The organism is Chamaesiphon sp. VAR_48_metabat_135_sub (assembly GCF_031418915.1).
Classification (GTDB): Bacteria; Cyanobacteriota; Cyanobacteriia; order Cyanobacteriales; family Chamaesiphonaceae; genus Chamaesiphon.
Genome location: NZ_JANOJV010000131.1, coordinates 1 through 18,413, shown reverse-complemented (window position 1 = coordinate 18,413; position 18,413 = coordinate 1). Strand labels below are relative to the sequence as shown.

Annotated in this window: 18 protein-coding genes and 1 pseudogene; 9 read left to right on the top strand and 10 right to left on the bottom strand. The window is 42.9% G+C overall.

Annotated features, from left to right (window positions below):
* From RMO55_RS09320 to RMO55_RS09310, 3 genes are all read left to right on the top strand, one after another.
* The coding region (locus tag RMO55_RS09320; RefSeq protein WP_310426015.1) for a hypothetical protein at window positions 1–402 on the top strand (402 nt) is incomplete at its 5' end.
* A gap of 103 nt (window positions 403–505) precedes the next feature.
* Complete coding sequence (locus RMO55_RS09315) at window positions 506–2,023, top strand: SagB/ThcOx family dehydrogenase (RefSeq protein WP_310426013.1); 1,518 nt, start codon at window positions 506–508, stop codon at window positions 2,021–2,023.
* A gap of 50 nt (window positions 2,024–2,073) precedes the next feature.
* Complete coding sequence (locus tag RMO55_RS09310; RefSeq protein WP_310426012.1) at window positions 2,074–2,406, top strand: hypothetical protein; 333 nt, start codon at window positions 2,074–2,076, stop codon at window positions 2,404–2,406.
* Window positions 2,407–2,681: 275 nt separating this feature from the next.
* Here the strand turns inward: RMO55_RS09310 and gltX are convergent, their stop codons facing one another.
* The 3 genes from gltX to RMO55_RS09295 form a co-directional block, all read right to left on the bottom strand.
* Window positions 2,682–4,115, bottom strand: coding sequence for a glutamate--tRNA ligase (gene gltX, locus RMO55_RS09305; protein WP_310426011.1), 1,434 nt, complete (start codon window positions 4,113–4,115; stop codon window positions 2,682–2,684).
* A gap of 47 nt (window positions 4,116–4,162) precedes the next feature.
* On the bottom strand, window positions 4,163–6,889 hold the full coding sequence (locus RMO55_RS09300) for a hypothetical protein (protein WP_310426009.1): 2,727 nt from the start codon (window positions 6,887–6,889) through the stop codon (window positions 4,163–4,165).
* A gap of 263 nt (window positions 6,890–7,152) precedes the next feature.
* Complete coding sequence (locus tag RMO55_RS09295; protein WP_295615014.1) at window positions 7,153–7,290, bottom strand: photosystem II reaction center protein K; 138 nt, start codon at window positions 7,288–7,290, stop codon at window positions 7,153–7,155.
* Between the two features lie 383 nt (window positions 7,291–7,673).
* Between RMO55_RS09295 and RMO55_RS09290 the strand changes: the two genes are divergently transcribed.
* Entirely contained in the window at window positions 7,674–8,093 is a 420-nt protein-coding gene (locus RMO55_RS09290; RefSeq protein ID WP_310426007.1) for a hypothetical protein, read from the top strand.
* Window positions 8,094–8,230: 137 nt separating this feature from the next.
* Here the strand turns inward: RMO55_RS09290 and RMO55_RS09285 are convergent, their stop codons facing one another.
* Window positions 8,231–8,554, bottom strand: a complete 324-nt coding sequence (locus RMO55_RS09285; RefSeq protein WP_310426006.1) for a DUF1830 domain-containing protein — start codon at window positions 8,552–8,554, stop codon at window positions 8,231–8,233.
* A 401-nt stretch (window positions 8,555–8,955) separates the two neighbouring features.
* On the opposite strand from RMO55_RS09285, the gene RMO55_RS09280 reads away from it, so the two are divergent.
* Complete coding sequence (locus RMO55_RS09280; protein ID WP_310426004.1) at window positions 8,956–10,515, top strand: photosystem II high light acclimation radical SAM protein; 1,560 nt, start codon at window positions 8,956–8,958, stop codon at window positions 10,513–10,515.
* Window positions 10,516–10,692, top strand: coding sequence for a hypothetical protein (locus tag RMO55_RS09275; protein WP_310426003.1), 177 nt, complete (start codon window positions 10,516–10,518; stop codon window positions 10,690–10,692). It abuts the gene before it with no gap.
* Window positions 10,693–10,787: 95 nt separating this feature from the next.
* On the opposite strand, the gene RMO55_RS09270 is transcribed toward RMO55_RS09275, so the two are convergent.
* Entirely contained in the window at window positions 10,788–11,189 is a 402-nt protein-coding gene (locus RMO55_RS09270) for a thiol-disulfide oxidoreductase DCC family protein (RefSeq protein WP_310426001.1), read from the bottom strand.
* Between the two features lie 25 nt (window positions 11,190–11,214).
* Entirely contained in the window at window positions 11,215–11,745 is a 531-nt protein-coding gene (locus tag RMO55_RS09265) for a DUF2808 domain-containing protein (RefSeq protein WP_310426000.1), read from the bottom strand.
* A gap of 460 nt (window positions 11,746–12,205) precedes the next feature.
* Between RMO55_RS09265 and RMO55_RS09260 the strand changes: the two genes are divergently transcribed.
* From RMO55_RS09260 to RMO55_RS09250, 3 genes are all read left to right on the top strand, one after another.
* Entirely contained in the window at window positions 12,206–13,360 is a 1,155-nt protein-coding gene (locus RMO55_RS09260) for a Re/Si-specific NAD(P)(+) transhydrogenase subunit alpha (RefSeq protein ID WP_310425998.1), read from the top strand.
* A 147-nt stretch (window positions 13,361–13,507) separates the two neighbouring features.
* The gene (locus RMO55_RS09255; RefSeq protein ID WP_310425997.1) at window positions 13,508–13,804 is read left to right on the top strand and encodes an NAD(P) transhydrogenase subunit alpha; all 297 of its coding nucleotides are present in this window, start codon (window positions 13,508–13,510) and stop codon (window positions 13,802–13,804) included.
* Window positions 13,805–13,913: 109 nt separating this feature from the next.
* Window positions 13,914–15,317, top strand: a complete 1,404-nt coding sequence (locus RMO55_RS09250; RefSeq protein ID WP_396134241.1) for an NAD(P)(+) transhydrogenase (Re/Si-specific) subunit beta — start codon at window positions 13,914–13,916, stop codon at window positions 15,315–15,317.
* A 192-nt stretch (window positions 15,318–15,509) separates the two neighbouring features.
* Here RMO55_RS09250 and RMO55_RS09245 read toward each other — a convergent pair whose 3' ends face one another.
* The 4 genes and pseudogenes from RMO55_RS09245 to RMO55_RS09230 all read right to left on the bottom strand — a co-directional run.
* On the bottom strand, window positions 15,510–16,046 hold the full coding sequence (locus RMO55_RS09245) for a hypothetical protein (protein ID WP_310425994.1): 537 nt from the start codon (window positions 16,044–16,046) through the stop codon (window positions 15,510–15,512).
* 51 nt (window positions 16,047–16,097) lie between these two features.
* Window positions 16,098–17,513 carry an AAA family ATPase gene (locus RMO55_RS09240; RefSeq protein ID WP_310425993.1) on the bottom strand — a complete coding sequence of 472 codons (1,416 nt, stop codon included), beginning with the start codon at window positions 17,511–17,513 and terminating at the stop codon, window positions 16,098–16,100.
* Window positions 17,514–17,901: 388 nt separating this feature from the next.
* Window positions 17,902–18,111, bottom strand: a complete 210-nt coding sequence (locus tag RMO55_RS09235; protein ID WP_310425992.1) for a hypothetical protein — start codon at window positions 18,109–18,111, stop codon at window positions 17,902–17,904.
* Window positions 18,112–18,204: 93 nt separating this feature from the next.
* Window positions 18,205–18,413 (bottom strand): annotated as a pseudogene (locus tag RMO55_RS09230) (glutamate synthase); the annotation flags it as partial.

The window sequence follows — 18,413 nt, the reverse complement described above, 5'->3', positions numbered from 1 at the left end:
TGGGTTGGAATCGGAGTTGGGTTCGTCGCATTACAGGGGGGATTGAGTCAGCGAGTCGTAGTGGACGATCGAGCGATTCAAGTCAATTATCCCATGTGGGTACCCAGTTTCTTCACGAAAAGTTGGTCGCTAGACTGGAGTGATGTTAAAGAATTAAAAATGCGGACAACCGGACAGGGTGGATTAGTTTATTATTTTATTAACCGTAATGGTGAAGGTTGTTTGCTACCGATGCGGATTGCCGGATTTAATAGATTGCTAAAATTAGTCCAAGAATATACGTCCATCGATACAACTGATGTTTACCCGCTTTCCCAACCTTGGATGTATTTTGCTTTATTAATATTAACTGGATTTTTATTACTAACCGATATTTGGACAATTTGGACAGCAATTAATTAGGGGTTAGGGGTTAAGACTGAGCGGATTGGTTGAGCCATAAATTTAAAAACTCAACACCCCTCTCCACCCTCCCCGCTCCCCTCTCTCCCCTTATATAATTCTCATGGTTGACTCATTTGCCCAGCATTATCATCAGCGTACAAAATACGATCCAGAAACGATTGCGTCCAAAAGTCAGGGCTTAGACTGGAGTCAACAACCATCATCATATAAAGAATATAAAATCGGTACGACTTACGATCTCAAACCATATTTACAATCGAATAAACAAGATGTAGAGAGTGATTGGTGGCAGCGATTATCGCTATTTTTGTTGTGTAGTTATGGGTTGACTGCTAGAATTCAGACAATGGGCGAACCGATGTATTTACGTGCAGCACCATCAGCGGGGGGACTATATCCAGCCGAGATTTATTTAGTAGCGCGTGGGAATAATTTATTACCAGCCGGACTGTACAATTATCAAGTTAAAGATCATACGCTGATCCATTTTTGGGCAAATGATGTTTGGCAAAATCTGCAAGTTGCTTGTTTTATGCATCCAGCTTTAATGGTTGCAGATATCACCTTAATTACTACTGCAGTATTTTATCGATCGGCATGGCGATATCAAGATCGGGCATATCGAAGAATTTTCTTAGATACAGGGCACTTATTAGGTAATATTGAATTAGCTGGATCGATGAATGGATTTCGACCGTATCTTATCGGTGGTTTTATCGATCGATCGATCGATGAATTACTCTATCTCGATCCAGAGCAGGAAGGTGCTGTCACCGTAATTCCAATTGTCGATATCGACGTTCATCCCGATCCGATTGTGTCAGCTTTCCCTTCGGTTTTACCTTCAAGAATTAACTTAGAATATCCAGATTTACCCGACGGACAATTGTTGAAATATTGTCATCAAATGACTGAGATTACTCAATTTAGACCGACACCAGCAAAACCAATAGATGTCGATGCCATTCGCTTAGAGGATAAATATAACTTCCCATTTTGCCTCAAAATATCAACATTAGCATCACCGATTAATTGGCAAGATAATCTCCCGTTGTCTGGATTAGAAGATACCATTCTTAAACGTCGATCTACTCGGGCTTATACAGGTGCAAAATTGACACTTAACGAACTGACTGCACTACTAGATTTTACCTATCATCCCCAACATTATACCGAACAGCATTTAGATCCAAATCCCGATTATTTCGACCTTAGTTTAATTGAAACATTCATCGCTGTTTCTGCAGTAGAAGGATTGGAAGAAGGGTGTTATTATTACGCACCTAGAGCACAAGAACTGCGCCAAATTCGGTTCAAAAACTTTCGGACAGAACTGCATTATCTTTGCTTGGGACAAGAATTAGGTCGCGATGCTGGAGCTGTAATTTTTCACACCGCAGATTTACAAATGGCAGTAGAGAAACATGGCGATCGCGTATATCGTTATCTCCATTTGGACGCAGGACATTTAGGACAACGGTTAAATTTAGCAGCGATTCGGCTAGATTTAGGGGTGAGCGGAATTGCCGGATTTTTTGACGATCGAGTCAATGAAGTTTTAGGAATTCCTGAAGATGAAGCTGTCTTGTATATTACTACTTTGGGTCGTCCAGCATAAGATCGTCAATCGAGCATGACTCACCTTTAATTTCACATATCAGGCAAATTATGAAAAATAAAATTTACATCTCAGTAATTAGTCTGCTTTTTACAATTGGGATATTTTTGCCGATTGTACCCGTATTAGCTAATCCATATACCAGCTCAACACAAGTTAAACCAGGAACTGTTCATCTGACTGGAACGATTCACAAATTAGTCGTAGAAGGTACTTGTTATCAACTTGCTACCGATAATGGTGACAAATACGAACTGATGGGTAAATTCCCTAAAATCGATGGTACGAGAGTGCGAGTAAGTGGGGTTGTTGCTGTAGATACAGTCACTATTTGTCAAGTGGGCAAACCGTTGAAAGTCAAATCTGTTCGAGTTATTAAATAAAACACCTAATAGTCAAAGATCCAAAATTAATAGTAGGGGTAATTTATGAAGCGGCTCGCGCTCGTCGGGTTCCCCGACGGTTTAGCGAGACAAGACATTACCCCTACTATTAATTTTAGGTAGCTTAAAGCCCACATTCCGCTTCAATTTTTCGCTTGCGTAGATCTTCGTCCACTAAACCCCTGACGGTGCGTTACCCTACGGGATAACACACCCTACCTTCACAAAAAATAAGGCTTTTTAGGCATAGATTTTCAGCAAGTGCGGAATGTCGGTTAAAGCACTTGCTCGATCCGAGGTATGGCTAATTGATGTTGGTGTAATAGCAACCAAGATTGAATCAAATCGGGGCCGTGTACCTCTCCGGTAAGAGCAGCACGGAGACTTTGCATGACTAGACCTTTTTTAACGCCTTGCTCTTTTGTTACCTGTTTAATTAGCTCCTGTGACTCGATCGCGCTCAATTCAGGAGTGGCTTTGAGAGCTGTCAGCAGACTAGTCAAAACTTCTTTCGCTCCAGGCTGACTGACTTTGGCGATGGCTTCCTCATTTAGCGTCGCAGTAGGAGTAAAGAATGTCCGACTGATTTCCACACAGCCATCGAGACGTTCGAGACTGGCACCGATTAAGCTAGTAAGCTGAAGTAACCACGATCTATCTGCATCGGCATCTAATTCAAAACCAGCAGCTTGCCAATAAGGAATTAATTGTGGCAGTAATTCTTCCGCAGGCAGCGCGTGGATATACTGACTATTAATCCAGTTAAGTTTATCCCAGTCGAATTTGCCACCCGCTTTGTTGACTCGATCGAAATCAAACTGTCCAGCGGCGACATCGAGGGTAAATAACTCTTGAGCGTCAGGAGCCGACCAACCTAAGAGCGTCATATAATTGACCAAAGCAGGGGCAATATAGCCCATCTGCTTGAAATCATCGATCGAGGTTACACCATCGCGTTTCGAGAGTTTCTTGCCCTCAGGACTCAAAATTAAGGGCGTGTGGGCAAAGTCTGGTACCTTCACACCCAAACCTTCATACAACAGAATTTGTTTGGCGGTATTGGCGATATGATCCTCACCACGAATTACGTGGGTGATTTGCATATCAATATCGTCTACGACTACCGCGAGATTATATAGCGGTTGTCCTAAATCCTCGCCATCAGCGGCGCGAGCGATAACCATATCGCCGCCCAAATCGGTACCCTTCCAGGTGACTTTATCGCGGACTAAATCCAACCAACTAATTTCGCGATCGTCTTCAATCTTAAACCTAATTACCGGACGACGACCCTCGGCGATAAATGCGGCTTCTTGCTCTGGGGTCAGATTGCGGTGGCGGTTATCATAGCGCGGAGCTTGGTTATTTGCTTCCTGTGCGGCGCGGAGTGCGTCAAGTTCGGCGGTGCTAGTATAGCAACGATAAGCACTACCATTATCTAATAAAGTTTGAATCGACTGACGATATAAATCCAGACGTTGAGACTGAAATAATGGCCCTTCATCCCAATTTAAACCCAACCATTTCAAACCATCGAGGATATTTTGGGTGTATTCAGGTTTCGAGCGTTCGACATCCGTATCTTCAATCCGCAGGATAAATGTCCCGCCATTGTGACGAGCAAATAACCAGTTGAAGACAGCGGTGCGGGCTGTACCAATATGTAAATTTCCAGTAGGACTGGGCGCGATGCGAACTCTGACTGTCATTTCGATTTTGGATTATCCCTTTATCCTTTACTTTACTAGCTTAATCTCTATTTGTACGATCGCTTAAACGTCTCTTGTTGGAGATAAATCACTTTAGGCGTTAGTGGCGGTAATCTGTCAAAAGCATTGAAGTCCACATCATATTTAAAATTACGAATCGGCACATTATAGTAGCTAGCACCAGGTGCAAATGCTTCATTGGTACCGCTACCAGATACATATTCACCGCTGTACTCTTGTGGCGCACCCAAACTGATAAAGGAGCCAGCATAGTTAAACGGCTTACCGCCCCAGTCTTCGACCATTCGCACGTAATTGTTCAAACCGCCACTATATTTTTTGGGGGTAGGTAGTGTGCTGGTTCCGGTACTGTTACCATTACTTTCATCAGTGTAAGAAAGAAAAGCCGCATTTACAGTGGTCTCCGATCCGTCTTTTGTGATGGTTTCAACGCCACAATTAACCATTCCATAACCACTTGTCGGTGGAAAATTGGTATCGTCTAGGCAGTTATTTGATAGTACTGTAATCGTATCGCCGATGAGAGCTGCTGGTTGTTTTCCGGCATTGGCGAGAAAATTATTATAGTCTCCTTGGATGTACAATGCTCGATCGGTAACTATCGTCAAAGGCGCAGGCAGATCTTTACCACCGCTAAATGTAAAGCCATAAGAGCTTTTCTTCTTACCATCAGTATAGTTACGAAGCTTGTCTACTGGATCGACGGTAATATCTGGAGTCCCGTCACCATCGAGATCGTCACTAACAGTTGCATGATAGACTAATCCACCCTCACTATTATCATTAGAACCCAGTCCTAATTTTTGAAAACTACCAGTAGGCGCGGTTGGTTTTGGTGCAGAACGAACGAACAGCAAATTATTAGTATCGTAAGCAGAACCATTGTTACCGCTATTAAATGCTGAATTTTGTTGAGTGGTATTTGTGAGATCGACGCTGTTTAGATTATCATCTCGATCGACATACAAACCATCGCGATTCCACACTGTTAGACTACCGATATTGGTCTGCAACATCCCAATCCACCGACCTTCACGTCGATCGAAATGACCTGAGGTCCAACTATAATTACTATTAGCCCCTGCAATATTAGTCGTGCCATTAGCTGTGTCCGTCACCACCTGAATCGGTGCGGGGAGAAAACAAGCACCTACCTCTCCCGCAAGTGTCGCTGGTGATTTAGAGGTATTTAAACTTTTCAAACTAGTGGCAATGCTGCGAATATTAGCATTTGCTGGATCGCTCAGTGCTGAATTGAGTTGAGTTAAAGACACTGGGGTATTTTGAGCCGCAATCGCAACTTGCAGCGCACGTAAGATTTTTCGTTCGTTATTTGAACCTGGATTATGATTTACCGCTACACTCGGACAAAAGCGGGTACGCTCTTCATTGCTCACCACCTTAGCCATCACTGGCTGTGAGAGGCTGCGCAGTTGACCTTCATTGAGTTGGGTGCAGTTAATCGTTCCTTGACGACCAGTTGAAATCTCAAATCCGCTACAACTTCCCCCAGTACCAGCAGTCTTAATCGCTGCAAAGTTAAAGGGGACAGTTCCCAACGCCCGCTTGGGCATCATTTCTAGCCGTAAATCTGCTTTACCGTAGTACTCACCGATTTCCCCATCTGGATCTCGCTTGCGCAGGAAACCTGGTTGGGGAACTTGTAACGGAGCCGCACCTGCAGCTCCATCTAGAATTTTATGTTGAAAAGCATTTATTTCGCCTGGCGTGAGGGGGGTGAATCGACCACCCAGATCGGTGGCAGGGAAAGGTTCGTATACGTTACTGGGATCTCCAGGGTTATTGGGATCTCCAGTCAGCAGAACTTGGGTAATGCCAGTATTAGTATTTGTCGATGCATCTACCCGATTATAGATACTATGTGCCGCAGTTACTTGACCGAGCAATCTAGTAGTTTCCGAACCATATGGAGTAGGTTGGATATATAAATTTGCATTGCTATGGACTCGTCCATTAATATCCATTTGGGAAGTGGAATTCATTTCCAAATCCCCGTTATAGAACGCAGCAAATTGAAATAGGGGAATGTTTCGACTCTTGAACGTCATTTCTAGTACGGTCATCGCTCTCGCATCTAAATCCCCTGGTTGCTTGCTGGTTGCCATGCTATAGATGGTATAGCGATATTCCTGGGCGTTCAAGCCTGCATAAGCTTGTCCGGCAGGAATCGGCTGTACTTGCGGAATTCTGCGAATGGGGTCGATATAATTCGTCCGATCGCTAGCAAAAGTATAGGCAGTATACTTAATAATATTATTGTAATCACTCGCTAAAGATGTTCCACCTGCGTCCTTGCTGACAGTGGTACCAGTCGATTGTCTGTAATTGAAATCTAATTTCTGACAGGAAAAATCACCACTCCCATCGTTGGCAAGATTAGCATCTAAGCAAGCTGCCATATTTTCAGGCCCAGCAATCTGCCCTGCCACATTACCAGGACTGACCCCATCAGGAGTAGCATAGTTAATAAATTTTTGGCGGACATCATCCGATCTGCGATTGAGTCCTGACTCCGCCGCATAGAAGGTACTACTGCCTTCTGTATAGGCATTGGTCGCAGATCTACTAATGTTGGTAATCGTCAGAGACGCAGCCACTAGACTAAATAGCATGACTGTCACGATCGATACAAACATCATCGCATAGCCACCCTCGGTAGAGTCTGTTCGCGCAATTTTTTGCGCCCGCAACATCAAATACAACAGGTGATGGGATGGGGCTAATTTCGACATAGGTGGTAGTCTAAATACGAAGATCTGACTGTTCGTTCGATTCACACTCGCAGTCGATATTAAGATTGAATCGATCGATGCCATTTACTACTCATATTCTTCCCAAATAAACCGATAAACCTATCTTAGTCAGCCAAAATTAATTCTGAAATTGGGATATTGGTAAAAAATAGACATCCTCAATGTTGAGGATGTCGCCGTCTAAAATTGTAGTTCGATTATACCTGTTGTCTGGCACCCCACCTTGGCCGAAATAGCCCAATTTAGCGAAAACCGACAGCAGCTTGCCAAACGAAGGCTAAAGCCAGAAATAATACGGGAATAATTGGTAGAACATCGACTAATGGATCGAAGATGGCATATGCTTCTGGCAATTTAGCAATCAGGAGTGCTGCGTCCATATTTTGTTAATCCTTGTTTTCAACACGGTTATTATAGTTGCCAAATATCTTACCATGTCTGGGGATCGGGGAGTTAGGGAGTTGGGGTGTGGGGGTGTGGGGGTGTGGGGGTGTGGGAGAGCGCAATTTTGTATCAGTCTATTAGTTTCTATGGGTTGGATCGCAACTTTACAAGCTTTGAGTCACAAACCTGCAAATCGATCGATACTGTAAGATTTATTAAGTTTTGACTTACTATGCAAACAAACAAGACAAATTTCACGATCGCTCGTTACATTTTGGGAAATATCTGATAATAGTTAGTATCGGCAGCAAGTCAAAATGCTCGAACAGTCTTAATCGATCGTTGCTGGATAACTGTTCACTATTCACAGGTCTTGCAAATGGCATCTTTACTTGAAGTTAAACAATATCTCGCACATTGGTTTCAACTGGGCAAGAAAGTTTATGTCCATAATGGCGATCTGGGTTTATTGCCGAGTAAAATCTTCCATGATACGCATTACAGTGCCGAATTCGAGCGGTGTTGGGACTTAATTTTATCCGATCGATCTGGCGATTGTTATTTAGAAGACACCTGTCAAACGATCGATGAGTTGCTCACTCCCCAGTGGGATCTAGTCAATTGTGCTCGATGCAGTATGCCAATCGCACTCCAAATTGCTGGTATTCCGCATGAAAGCTGTCCTTGCTTTAATTTACCACATTGGCCAAATACTGAAGTCCCATCGCCACGATCCCAGCTAGCCGTGCGATCGAAGTTAGCCGATATTCAAGATAGATTAAGTTCAGTTGAAAGTTGATACTTTGGTTTCGATCGATTGAAAGTGGATAATAAAGCTTGCGGTATTCGCAAGCTTTATTTGTTGGCAATTTCCATCGAACAATTTTCATTGATGTAGTGTATGCAATTCTCCCCCATTATATCGACGAACTTCAGTTATTTAGCAGCATATTGTAACTCGGTAGAAACTGCTGGAATCGAGAAAGGATGCGCATCATCTCCACCCAGCACGATTAGTTGTTGGCAAGGGATCTTATCTGATAAAATAGAACTTGCCATCATGCCAGTATGAATTTCCAGGTAGCCATAAATCGGTGCTTCAAATATTAGTCGTTGCCCAGGAAAAACAACTCGCTCAAAGTACCAATTGTTGACATTGGTAATTCTGGCAACTTGGATCTGGCTGGTACTATTAACATAGCAGCAACAAATCTCATCATCAGCATTGTTTTGAGGTAAAGGATCGAGAATGTGAGGCATAATCATCTATTTCGCCTGGTGCCCATAAGAGAAGGAAGCATTATCAAAGTATCACTCCTATTTGGTGAGAAGCTGTAACCGATACTACTTTTTGCCCTGATGAGGAATTCGCTCGCGAGCGAGGCGGCGGGGGCTGTATCGGTGCAAATCGGGGATCTCAACGTAGACGAATGTCGATCTTAGCGCAATCTGAAGCTACCTTTTCGATCGAATTTTGTGTAAAGTTATATTAAAGGTATTAATAAACTTGGGTAGGAGTGGATTGTAACTGAGATCTCCAGTTAATCGAGGATCGATAGCGATCTCAGCTCCTACAGATTGTAGAAACAATATATATTTTAACTAATAATTGGGATCTAATTCCCTCTACTCACTAAGCCCTAAGCCCTGCGCCCTAATTTATGACTACCAAAATTCTCTATTGTCGCCTCCCCTGCAATCCGATTTTTCCGATCGGGGTGGTATATTTATCGGATCACGTTCACAAACAGTTTCCCGATGTCGAACAACGGATCTTCGATTTGGGTGCTGTACCACCGCTAGATTATGGTACCGCTCTAGATGAGACGATCGACCAGTTCCAGCCAAATTTATTAGTTTACTCCTGGCGGGATATCCAAATCTACGCGCCTGTTGGTGGGCGCGGCGGAAATCCGCTCCAAAACTCCTTTGAAGTTTTTTACGACCGTAATCCCTTAAAAAAGCTACGCGGTGCTCTGGGCGGGGCGCGGATGCTAACGAGTCACTATACTGAACTGTGGCGGAATATGTCGCTAATTAAGCGTGGACTAAAACGCGCTAAAAGGTACGATCCGACAACTCAATTAGTTGTCGGTGGCGGTGCTGTCAGCGTCTTCTACGAGCAGTTAGCCAAGAGCTTACCACAAGGATCGATCGTCTCGATTGGTGAAGGGGAGGCTTTATTAGAGAAGATTATTAGAGCCGAAGATCTTACTAATGAGCGATGCTATATCGTTGGTGAAGTACCTCGGAAAGGATTGGTACATGAGCCGCCAGTCTCGATCGACAAAACGGCGTGCAATTATGATTATATCGAGACAATTTGGCCAGAGTTTAGTTATTATTTACAAGACAGAGATTTCTACGTAGGTGTGCAGACAAAACGCGGTTGTCCGCACAATTGTTGCTACTGCGTTTATACAGTGATTGAAGGTAAGCAAGTCAGAATTAATCCGGCGGATGAAGTGGTAGCAGAAATGCGGCAACTTTACGATCGAGGAATTCGGAATTTCTGGTTTACAGATGCTCAGTTTATCCCAGCGCGGCGATACATAGATGACGCGATCGAGTTACTACAAAAAATTATTGCCAGTGGGATGGAGGATATTAAATGGGCGGCTTATATTCGCGCTGACAATCTTACTCCCGAACTCTGCGATCTGATGGTAAAAACGGGGATGAATTATTTCGAGATCGGTATTACTAGCGGTTCTCAGGAATTAGTGCGCAAAATGCGGATGGGCTACAATCTCCGTACCGTCTTACAAAATTGTCGCGATCTTAAAGCGGCGGGATTTGAAGATATGGTATCGATCAATTACTCATTTAATGTGATCGACGAACGGTTTGAAACTATCCGGCAAACGATCGCCTATCACCGCGAAATGGAAAAGATTTTCGGTGCAGATAAAGTGGAGCCAGCTATTTTCTTTATTGGTTTACAACCGCATACTCATCTAGAAGAATATGCCTTTAAAAACAATGTAATTAAACCAGGCTACAACCCAATGAGTCATATGCCGTGGGTTGCGAAAAAGTTACTCTGGAATCCAGAACCACTAGGCTCATTCTTCGGCGAAGTTTGTCTCCAAGCTTTCCGCGATAATCCCAATGATTTTGGACGGGAAGTGATGAACATTCTCGAAGCACGATTGGGTAAATCGGAGTTGGAGGAAGCACTCACCGCACCAGTTGAAGTCAAGCAATTAGCTCAAGTTTAGATGACTAGAATCCGCGTGAAAACATGCGATCGATGTCAGATCATCGCTGATATCATGTATCGAATTCAAGTCGATCGGTCTCGTCAGTGGCAGTTTGTTTGTGGTGATTGCTGGCAACTAGTCAGTAGTCACCCTGACTACGTTTATGGCGGCACCTGGAAGGCACATAAACGATAAGTTCAACAACCAAAATAGTGTTGGGTTAACGTAGGGGCGATTCATGAATCGCCCCTACGTTAACCCAATATTTTTGATCCTATTTTCATCAATTATCAATTATTTAAGAATCGTTCTTGTAACTCTGGAGTGGGTACCATACAAGTTTCTCGCCGTCCAAATAGCCGAAATCTTTGGCGGGCAAATTCACTATAAGCCCAGTCACGTAATGGCTCTGGCATGGCCCTAAAACCAGCTAATAACTGCCAACCCCCGTCGAGTCTAGACAACACCTCCAAGACAGCATCGCTTTTGGTTAAAACCCGATCTCCATCTACCAGCATTAGTGTTTGAATATCAGTTGGATCTAAACCATGCTGACGATAAAGCTGTTGCCCCAACTCTGACTGAATCGCCGCAAATTTAAAGATTTTTTGTCGATCGATCTCAATTACCATTTGGACGGCGGCATTGCAAAAATTGCAAACCCCATCGAACAAAATTAGATTTTGATACATGTATTCGATAGCGCGAGGAATTTATCTAATCGATACTCAAAATCCAGGTACCAACATATCGAGATAAGGGAAATTCGGCACTACTTTTCACCTGACAAGTAAAGTAATACATCCCGCCCCCATCAGGATTTTGGACATTATTGAGGACAACTTCGATTTCACCTTTGGTTTTGAGCTGTTTGGCGAGATCGATTTGGAGAACTTGACGTTCTCGATCCCACTCTACAGATTTAACGGGGATTGATTTGTCGCCAACGAAGACTTCTACACCCTTATCGTCAAACTTACCCTTGTAATAATCAGGGTAACTAATTTGAATTTGGGCGGCACCGAGACGATTGATTTTTGAGCCAGGAATCTTGAGCCGATATCGATCCGTGCTGTTCCGATTACCAGAGTCTAAGCGATAGCTCAGTTGATTTGATGGCTCAACGCCACTAAATAGCGTAAATCCAGGCAAGCTGTCGGCTCTAACTGCAACGGGAATAACTGCGATAAAGCAACTGGTTAGAGCGAGGATTGACAATAGTTTCCGAGCTGTCTGAATATTTAACATCTGTATTCTCCACTAAATCTCGCACGTTAAGCATCTGTTACTTAAATTTACTATTAATTTAAGATTAATTGACTAATATTCATCAATTTCAGTCTGAAACTAGCATAATTTGAGAAGACAGAATCAAATTCGCCTATGGCAGCAAACGGTTAGAGTTTAGACCAGATCGCAAGTTGGTAGAGAATTCACGTCGATTGCTAAACATGTCAATATCGGGCAATTTGGCTGAGATCCTACCGTGGACTTTGCCTTGCATCGATCCGACCTATTTCAAAGATTCAGTAAAAATTTGTCCAACTAATTGGGAATACTTATAAGATAAGAGGCACGTCTTTTAGTCAGATTTTGAAAAGGTTCTGACTACCACACCCATTAAACAGGTACATTTCAATATTTTTTGTTATCAAAAGCACAATTTATCCCAATTGTTGCTTCAGCTACAATAATTATGGAGTTTGGCATGAAAATTGCAGTTATTAAAGAAATCGGTCATGGCGAGCAACGAGTCGCCCTGATTCCCGATATTGTCTCCCGCTTAGTCAAGCAGGGCTTGGAAATTTGGGTTGAAGCGGGAGCTGGCGAACAGTCTTTCTGGAGTAATGAAGCTTATACCCAAGCAGGCGCAGAAATTGTTACCGATGCCGACAAGCTTTGGCATGAGGCTGATGTGGTATTAAAAGTTTCGCCACCAACTCCCACAGAGGCTAGTAAACTGCGATCGGGTGTGACGTTGATTAGTTGCTTGACACCCTTGGCAAACGAGCAATTGATGAGTCAACTCGCAGATCGGGGCGTAACCAGTCTGGCGATGGAACTAATTCCCCGTAGTACTCGCGCACAGAGTATGGATGCCCTGTCTTCCCAGGCTTCGATCGCGGGCTACAAGGCGGTGTTATTGGCGGCTGCAGCGTTGCCAAAGTACTTTCCGATGTTGACCACGGCAGCAGGAACGATCGCACCTGCAAAGGTATTTGTGATTGGGGCTGGGGTAGCTGGCTTACAAGCGATCGCTACTGCGAGAAGATTGGGGGCGATTGTGGAGGCGTTTGATATTCGCCCAGCGGTGAAGGAAGAAGTCCAAAGTTTGGGGGCGAAGTTTATCGAGGTACCTTTGACTGAGGATACTGTGGGGGAAAACGGCTACGCGAAAGAGGTTTCACACTCAGTGAAGGAGTTGACACAGCAAACTATCTCCCAACATGTACATACGGCTGATGTGGTAATTACGACGGCTCAGGTACCTGGGAAAAAGGCTCCACTGCTAGTAACAGCAGAAATGGTATCGCAGATGCGCCCAGGTTCGGTAATTGTCGATTTGGCGGCGGAGCAGGGTGGAAATTGTGCTTATACAGAGGCTGGTAAATCGATCGACAGGCATCAGGTAATGGTGATCGGTACGGTTAATTTACCCGCATCGGTACCCGTTCATGCCAGTCAATTGTACGCAAAAAATATCAGTACTTTGTTGCTGTATTTGATTAAGGATGGGGTATTGAATTTAGATTTTACCGACGATATTGTCAGCAGCACTTGTGTGACTCATGAAGGTAAGATTTGTCACGATCGAGTTCGAGCTTTTGTCGATAGTACCAGTCAAGCTTCCGTTGTTGTTTAATTCACATCTGAATATTTGATGTTCTGTATTTGTTAACCTACCTTCTTACACCTTCTAGTGGGGTTGGGCGGGTTCAAATTAAATTCATAGCTTCGTTCTAATTGATAGTATAAACCCGCCCCTACAGGTCCCTATTGCCAAAATTTTATGAATTCAACACTGATTGCTGCTTTATTTGTCTTTTTGTTGGCGACACTTGCAGGTGCAGAAGTAATTAACAAAGTACCGCCCACCCTCCACACACCATTGATGTCTGGTTCTAATGCGATTTCGGGAATCGCCGTAATTGGTGCATTATTAGTTGCTGGAAATCCCGATGATAACTTAATTACAATTTTGGGGTCGATCGCGATTATTCTCGCAACAATTAATGTCGTTGGTGGCTTCTTAGTTACCGATCGGATGTTGCAAATGTTCAAGAAAAAAGAAACAAAGGTTAGTTAAAGATCCGTAGGGTGTGTTACGGCGAATGCCTAACGCACCATCAGATTAATCAACGGTGCGTTAGGCTTCGCCGTAACACACCCTACCAAATAATTCCTATTTTATGAATATCAATGAATTTATCCCTACGGGGATTCAGATTAGTTATTTAGTTTCAACCGCATTGTTTTTTATCGGTTTAAAATATCTCGGTTCGCCAGCAACGGCTAGGAAAGGAAATACAATTGCCGCTGTTGGGATGTTAATTGCAGTTGTCGGTACCCTGTTAAATGCAGGCGTAATTAATTATTCAGCAATTTTCCTGAGTATCGCTATCGGTTCGGCGATTGGGGCGATTGGGGCATATAAAGTTTCCATGACAGAGATGCCGCAAATGGTAGGACTGCTCAATGGCTTGGGAGGTGGAGCTTCGACGCTGATTGCGGTGGCAGAATTTTTGCGGGTATTGCCTGCGACTGAGGTACCATCGATCGATAGTCGGATTACTTTGATTCTCAGCATTCTAATCGGTGGAATTACGCTGACAGGTAGTTTAATTGCCTTCGCCAAGTTGCAAGAATTGATGTCTGGTTCGCCAATTACTTTCCCCCTCCAACAACCAGTTAATATTCTGCTATTTGCCAGCTTTGTTGTCGGAAGTAGTTATTTTCTAACCGTACCGAAAGATGAAGTGGTATTTTTAGGATTAACCGCTATATCCCTAATTTTAGGCGTATTATTCGTTCTCCCGATCGGTGGTGCGGATATGCCTGTGGTTGTCTCGCTGCTAAACTCTTTTTCGGGAATTGCCGCAGCCGCAGCCGGATTCGTATTGATGAATAATATCCTAATTATCGCTGGTGCTTTAGTTGGTGCGTCGGGAATTATTCTGACACAGATTATGTGCAAAGGGATGAATCGATCGCTCAGTAGTGTTTTATTCGGTGCTTTTGGTGGTGTGAAATCTGGTAAAAGTAATGCTGGTGGAGCTGTTGAGACTCGCACTGCGCGGAGTGTCGATGCGGAAGAATGCGCGATGATGTTGGGCTACGCTCAATCAGTCGTAATCGTCCCTGGTTACGGGATGGCTGTCGCTCAAGCACAGCACACAGTCCGCGAATTAGCCGATCAGCTCGATCGATTAGGCGTGGAGGTCAAATATGCCATTCACCCCGTTGCAGGGCGGATGCCAGGGCATATGAACGTGTTATTGGCTGAGGCAAATGTGCCCTATCCCCAACTCTACGATATGGATGATATCAATCCTCAGTTCGATCGAGTCGATGTCGCATTAGTTATCGGTGCAAACGATGTGGTAAATCCCGCCGCCCGCACCGATAGCAATAGTCCGATCTTTGGGATGCCGATTTTAGATGTAGACAAAGCCAAACACACGATCGTGATCAAACGCGGGATGAGTACTGGTTTTGCTGGTGTCGAAAACGAACTATTCTATCTCGATAAAACCATGATGTTATTTGGTAGTGCCAAGGATGTCGTCGGTAAATTAGTCGCTGAGATCAAACAGCTCTAAATTAGCCCAATTGCCATAAGGACAAGTGAATTTCCACAAAATCTGAACATACTTCTAGAGACAAAAACCCGACTTCTTGAAAATCGGGTTTTTATTTGATGTAAGCTGTCTTACATCTAAATTTTTTAACTGAATCCCTTACGGCAATGGTTCTAGAAGACAAAAAGAGTGTTTTAAATGTTTGACAGCTTATTAATACATCAGTCGATCGACCAATACAGATAATTTAGTTTTGCCGATGCCACACTTTAACTTGGTCAAAAAATTTAAGCTTGTAATGCGATCGACCGATCGATATTCACTAATTGCTCTAGCAATTTTAGCTGGCTCAATTTTATTAAATGCAGCGATATTTGTTTGAATATTCTCAAAAGCCGTTTGTAATTCAGATTCAGATGCTTGGTTGAGATCGATTTTAATACTCTTACCACTTTCAATTTTGAGTTGAGCTGCCATCTCATCATCGACAACAATACAACAGACAAAATCCAGACCAGCGCGTTGGGCGGCAATTACAATCTGACTATTGAATACTGATGTGTATTTATCTTCTTTTAAAAGTTTAACCATTACAGGCAAAACATTTTTACCAGTTATTACTAACTCTTTAGCAATGGCATTAATTACCATCTCTTCGACAGAGGATTTAGCTTGAATGAATTTACAGGGTAAACGCAAAACCTGTCCTAATGGAGTGCTAGCAATGCGTCGATCTAGAGTTGACACCATAATCTGTTACCTTCAATATATTTAAGAGATTGGTCGATCGAATGGATGAGGTTAGTTGTTTGTATAATTATGATTCAAGAAAACTTCATCGGTCAGTTTGTGAAACAATTTAGTAATGGGTGAATTTTGCCAACAAACTACTGGCTTACCTTGATATTCGGCTTGATTGATTTGGGCATAATCGAGCAAGTGAATACTTACTTGTTTGCCTGTAAATCCTAGATCTTCGATCAGTGCAGAACTAGCTTTTTTAATGCCTTCACCGATCTGATTGGGACATTTACTAGAGACTAATCCGAGATTCCACGGCCCAATGGTGAAATTGTCAGTCTTATTTCGCATAGTCTTAATTGTGGGAATGACATTTAACGATAGATTTATCGCATGTTTCAATGACTTTGAACCCAGATCGATCGGAAATAATATTACATCAGCATTGCATAACAAACATTCAGCTAATTTATCTCGTTTTGGAGAACAATCGATCAATATATAATCGTAATTATATCGAATTAAATTGAGTAGATAGTTAAATATTACCTGAGGTTTTTGTGGACGAATATTATCATTAATGTCATTCAAAAAATCTCTGGATGAAGATAACAGCGACAAGTGAAAACTTTTACCATCACTGGTGGGATAACTTTTAGTCTGAATTGATGACATCAAAATATCTTTTGCTTGTCCCAATTCTTGAAGCTGGAGTTGTTCGTAAGCTCGATCAAAGTAATCGGGTGCGTAATTTGATTTCAAACCAATTCCTGTGGTTAGATCGTTTTGTGGATCGAGATCTATTAATAAGACTCGTTTGCTCGTCAAAGCTAAACAGGACGCAACATTGATAGTATTAGTTGTTTTGGCAACGCCACCTTTACTATTCCAAATCGCAGTTATTAGTGCAGATGGTGGAGTTCGTAAGCATTTTGCCAACTCTTTCAATAATTTGGGCAAATTAGTTTTATTGACTCGTTCGATCGTCGTCATTGGGATAACTAGCCCATCGACTCGCCGCCACAGTTGAAAAAAGTCACCATTAAATACCAATCCATAATTTGCCAAACAATCAGGCTTAACTTTATTAATATCTAAGTATTGAACGATCCCATTATTGTTGGCTTTAACTGGTAAACCCACTGCATCTTGATAGAGAGAATGATTCTGACAAGTACTGATAAAGTTCGCATCACTGACTTGTGCTAAATCTAATTTACGTTTTTTGATTTCAATAACCAATACAGGCGAATGGGTCGGATCGTTATAGATTAAGTAATCTGGCTGTAAACCTTTGCCAGTGCCAATATTCGGTTCATTTTTAATTTGGTTGTGAGTCAGTCCCAGATACTCGAAGAGTTTGGACATAAAATTATGTCCCAAATCTTTTTCTAAGTATTCTGTTGGTAGGCTCGACCACAGATCGACGATTTTTTTTGAGCTAAGTTTAGCTGTTGACGGAGTAGCAATAACCATGAAATCTATGCTCCTTGAGGATTTTCCAGCCATACAGCATTTTAGCTAGCTGCACCAGCGATGACTACATAGATATTCAAGAGACTTCTACATCAAACAGGACATTTTGAAATTAATGCATATTGTAAATGTCTTTACATAATCGACTGCAAATCTCCGCCATAAAATCTAAATCTAGCGTGTCTAATGTATCGGTTGCTTTGTGGTAATTGGGGTTCCGCATGAGGGCTGTATCCGTAATCATCATCACGCGATCGCCAGCATCCCAGAACGTTGCGTGGTCGCTAAGTCGAGATGCTCGAATAAATTTGCCTTGCCAACCAGCGGGTAGCCATTGGCAAGGTATGCCCGATTGCTTACAAACCTACAGACTAAATTTAATTATCAATTAATAGCTGTCATCATCAACATGTGCGTGAACTGTTAATTCATGATTGACTCGATTGAGTCGATCGGATATTGCTTTGCGCCACTCTAAACTAATTTCAGGATCGGCTAATACTTCCTGTGCTGATTGACGGTACATCGCACTGGTGGTGGCATCGACTCGATCGATCTTTTCCAGATTATCGTATACAGTTTGCAGTGAGATTTGCATGGTATTTGTCTTGATGCAGTTGCTAATTGATGATTATGGTGTGTTTTGGGAAAGGAGGATATCGATCGAGAATCCCCCTTTGCATAGAGTACCCTAGGGTAAGTCAGTACTCCCCATTAGATATAAATCGCATTCACGAGCGACACCGCGACCTTCATTAAATGCCCAGACAACTAAACTTTGACCGCGACGGCAATCGCCAGCGGCGAAGACACCAGGAATATTGGTGGTGTATTTCTGATGTTCAGCTTTGATGTTGCTGCGAGGATCTTTATCTAGTCCCAGTGCATCGACAAGGGGCT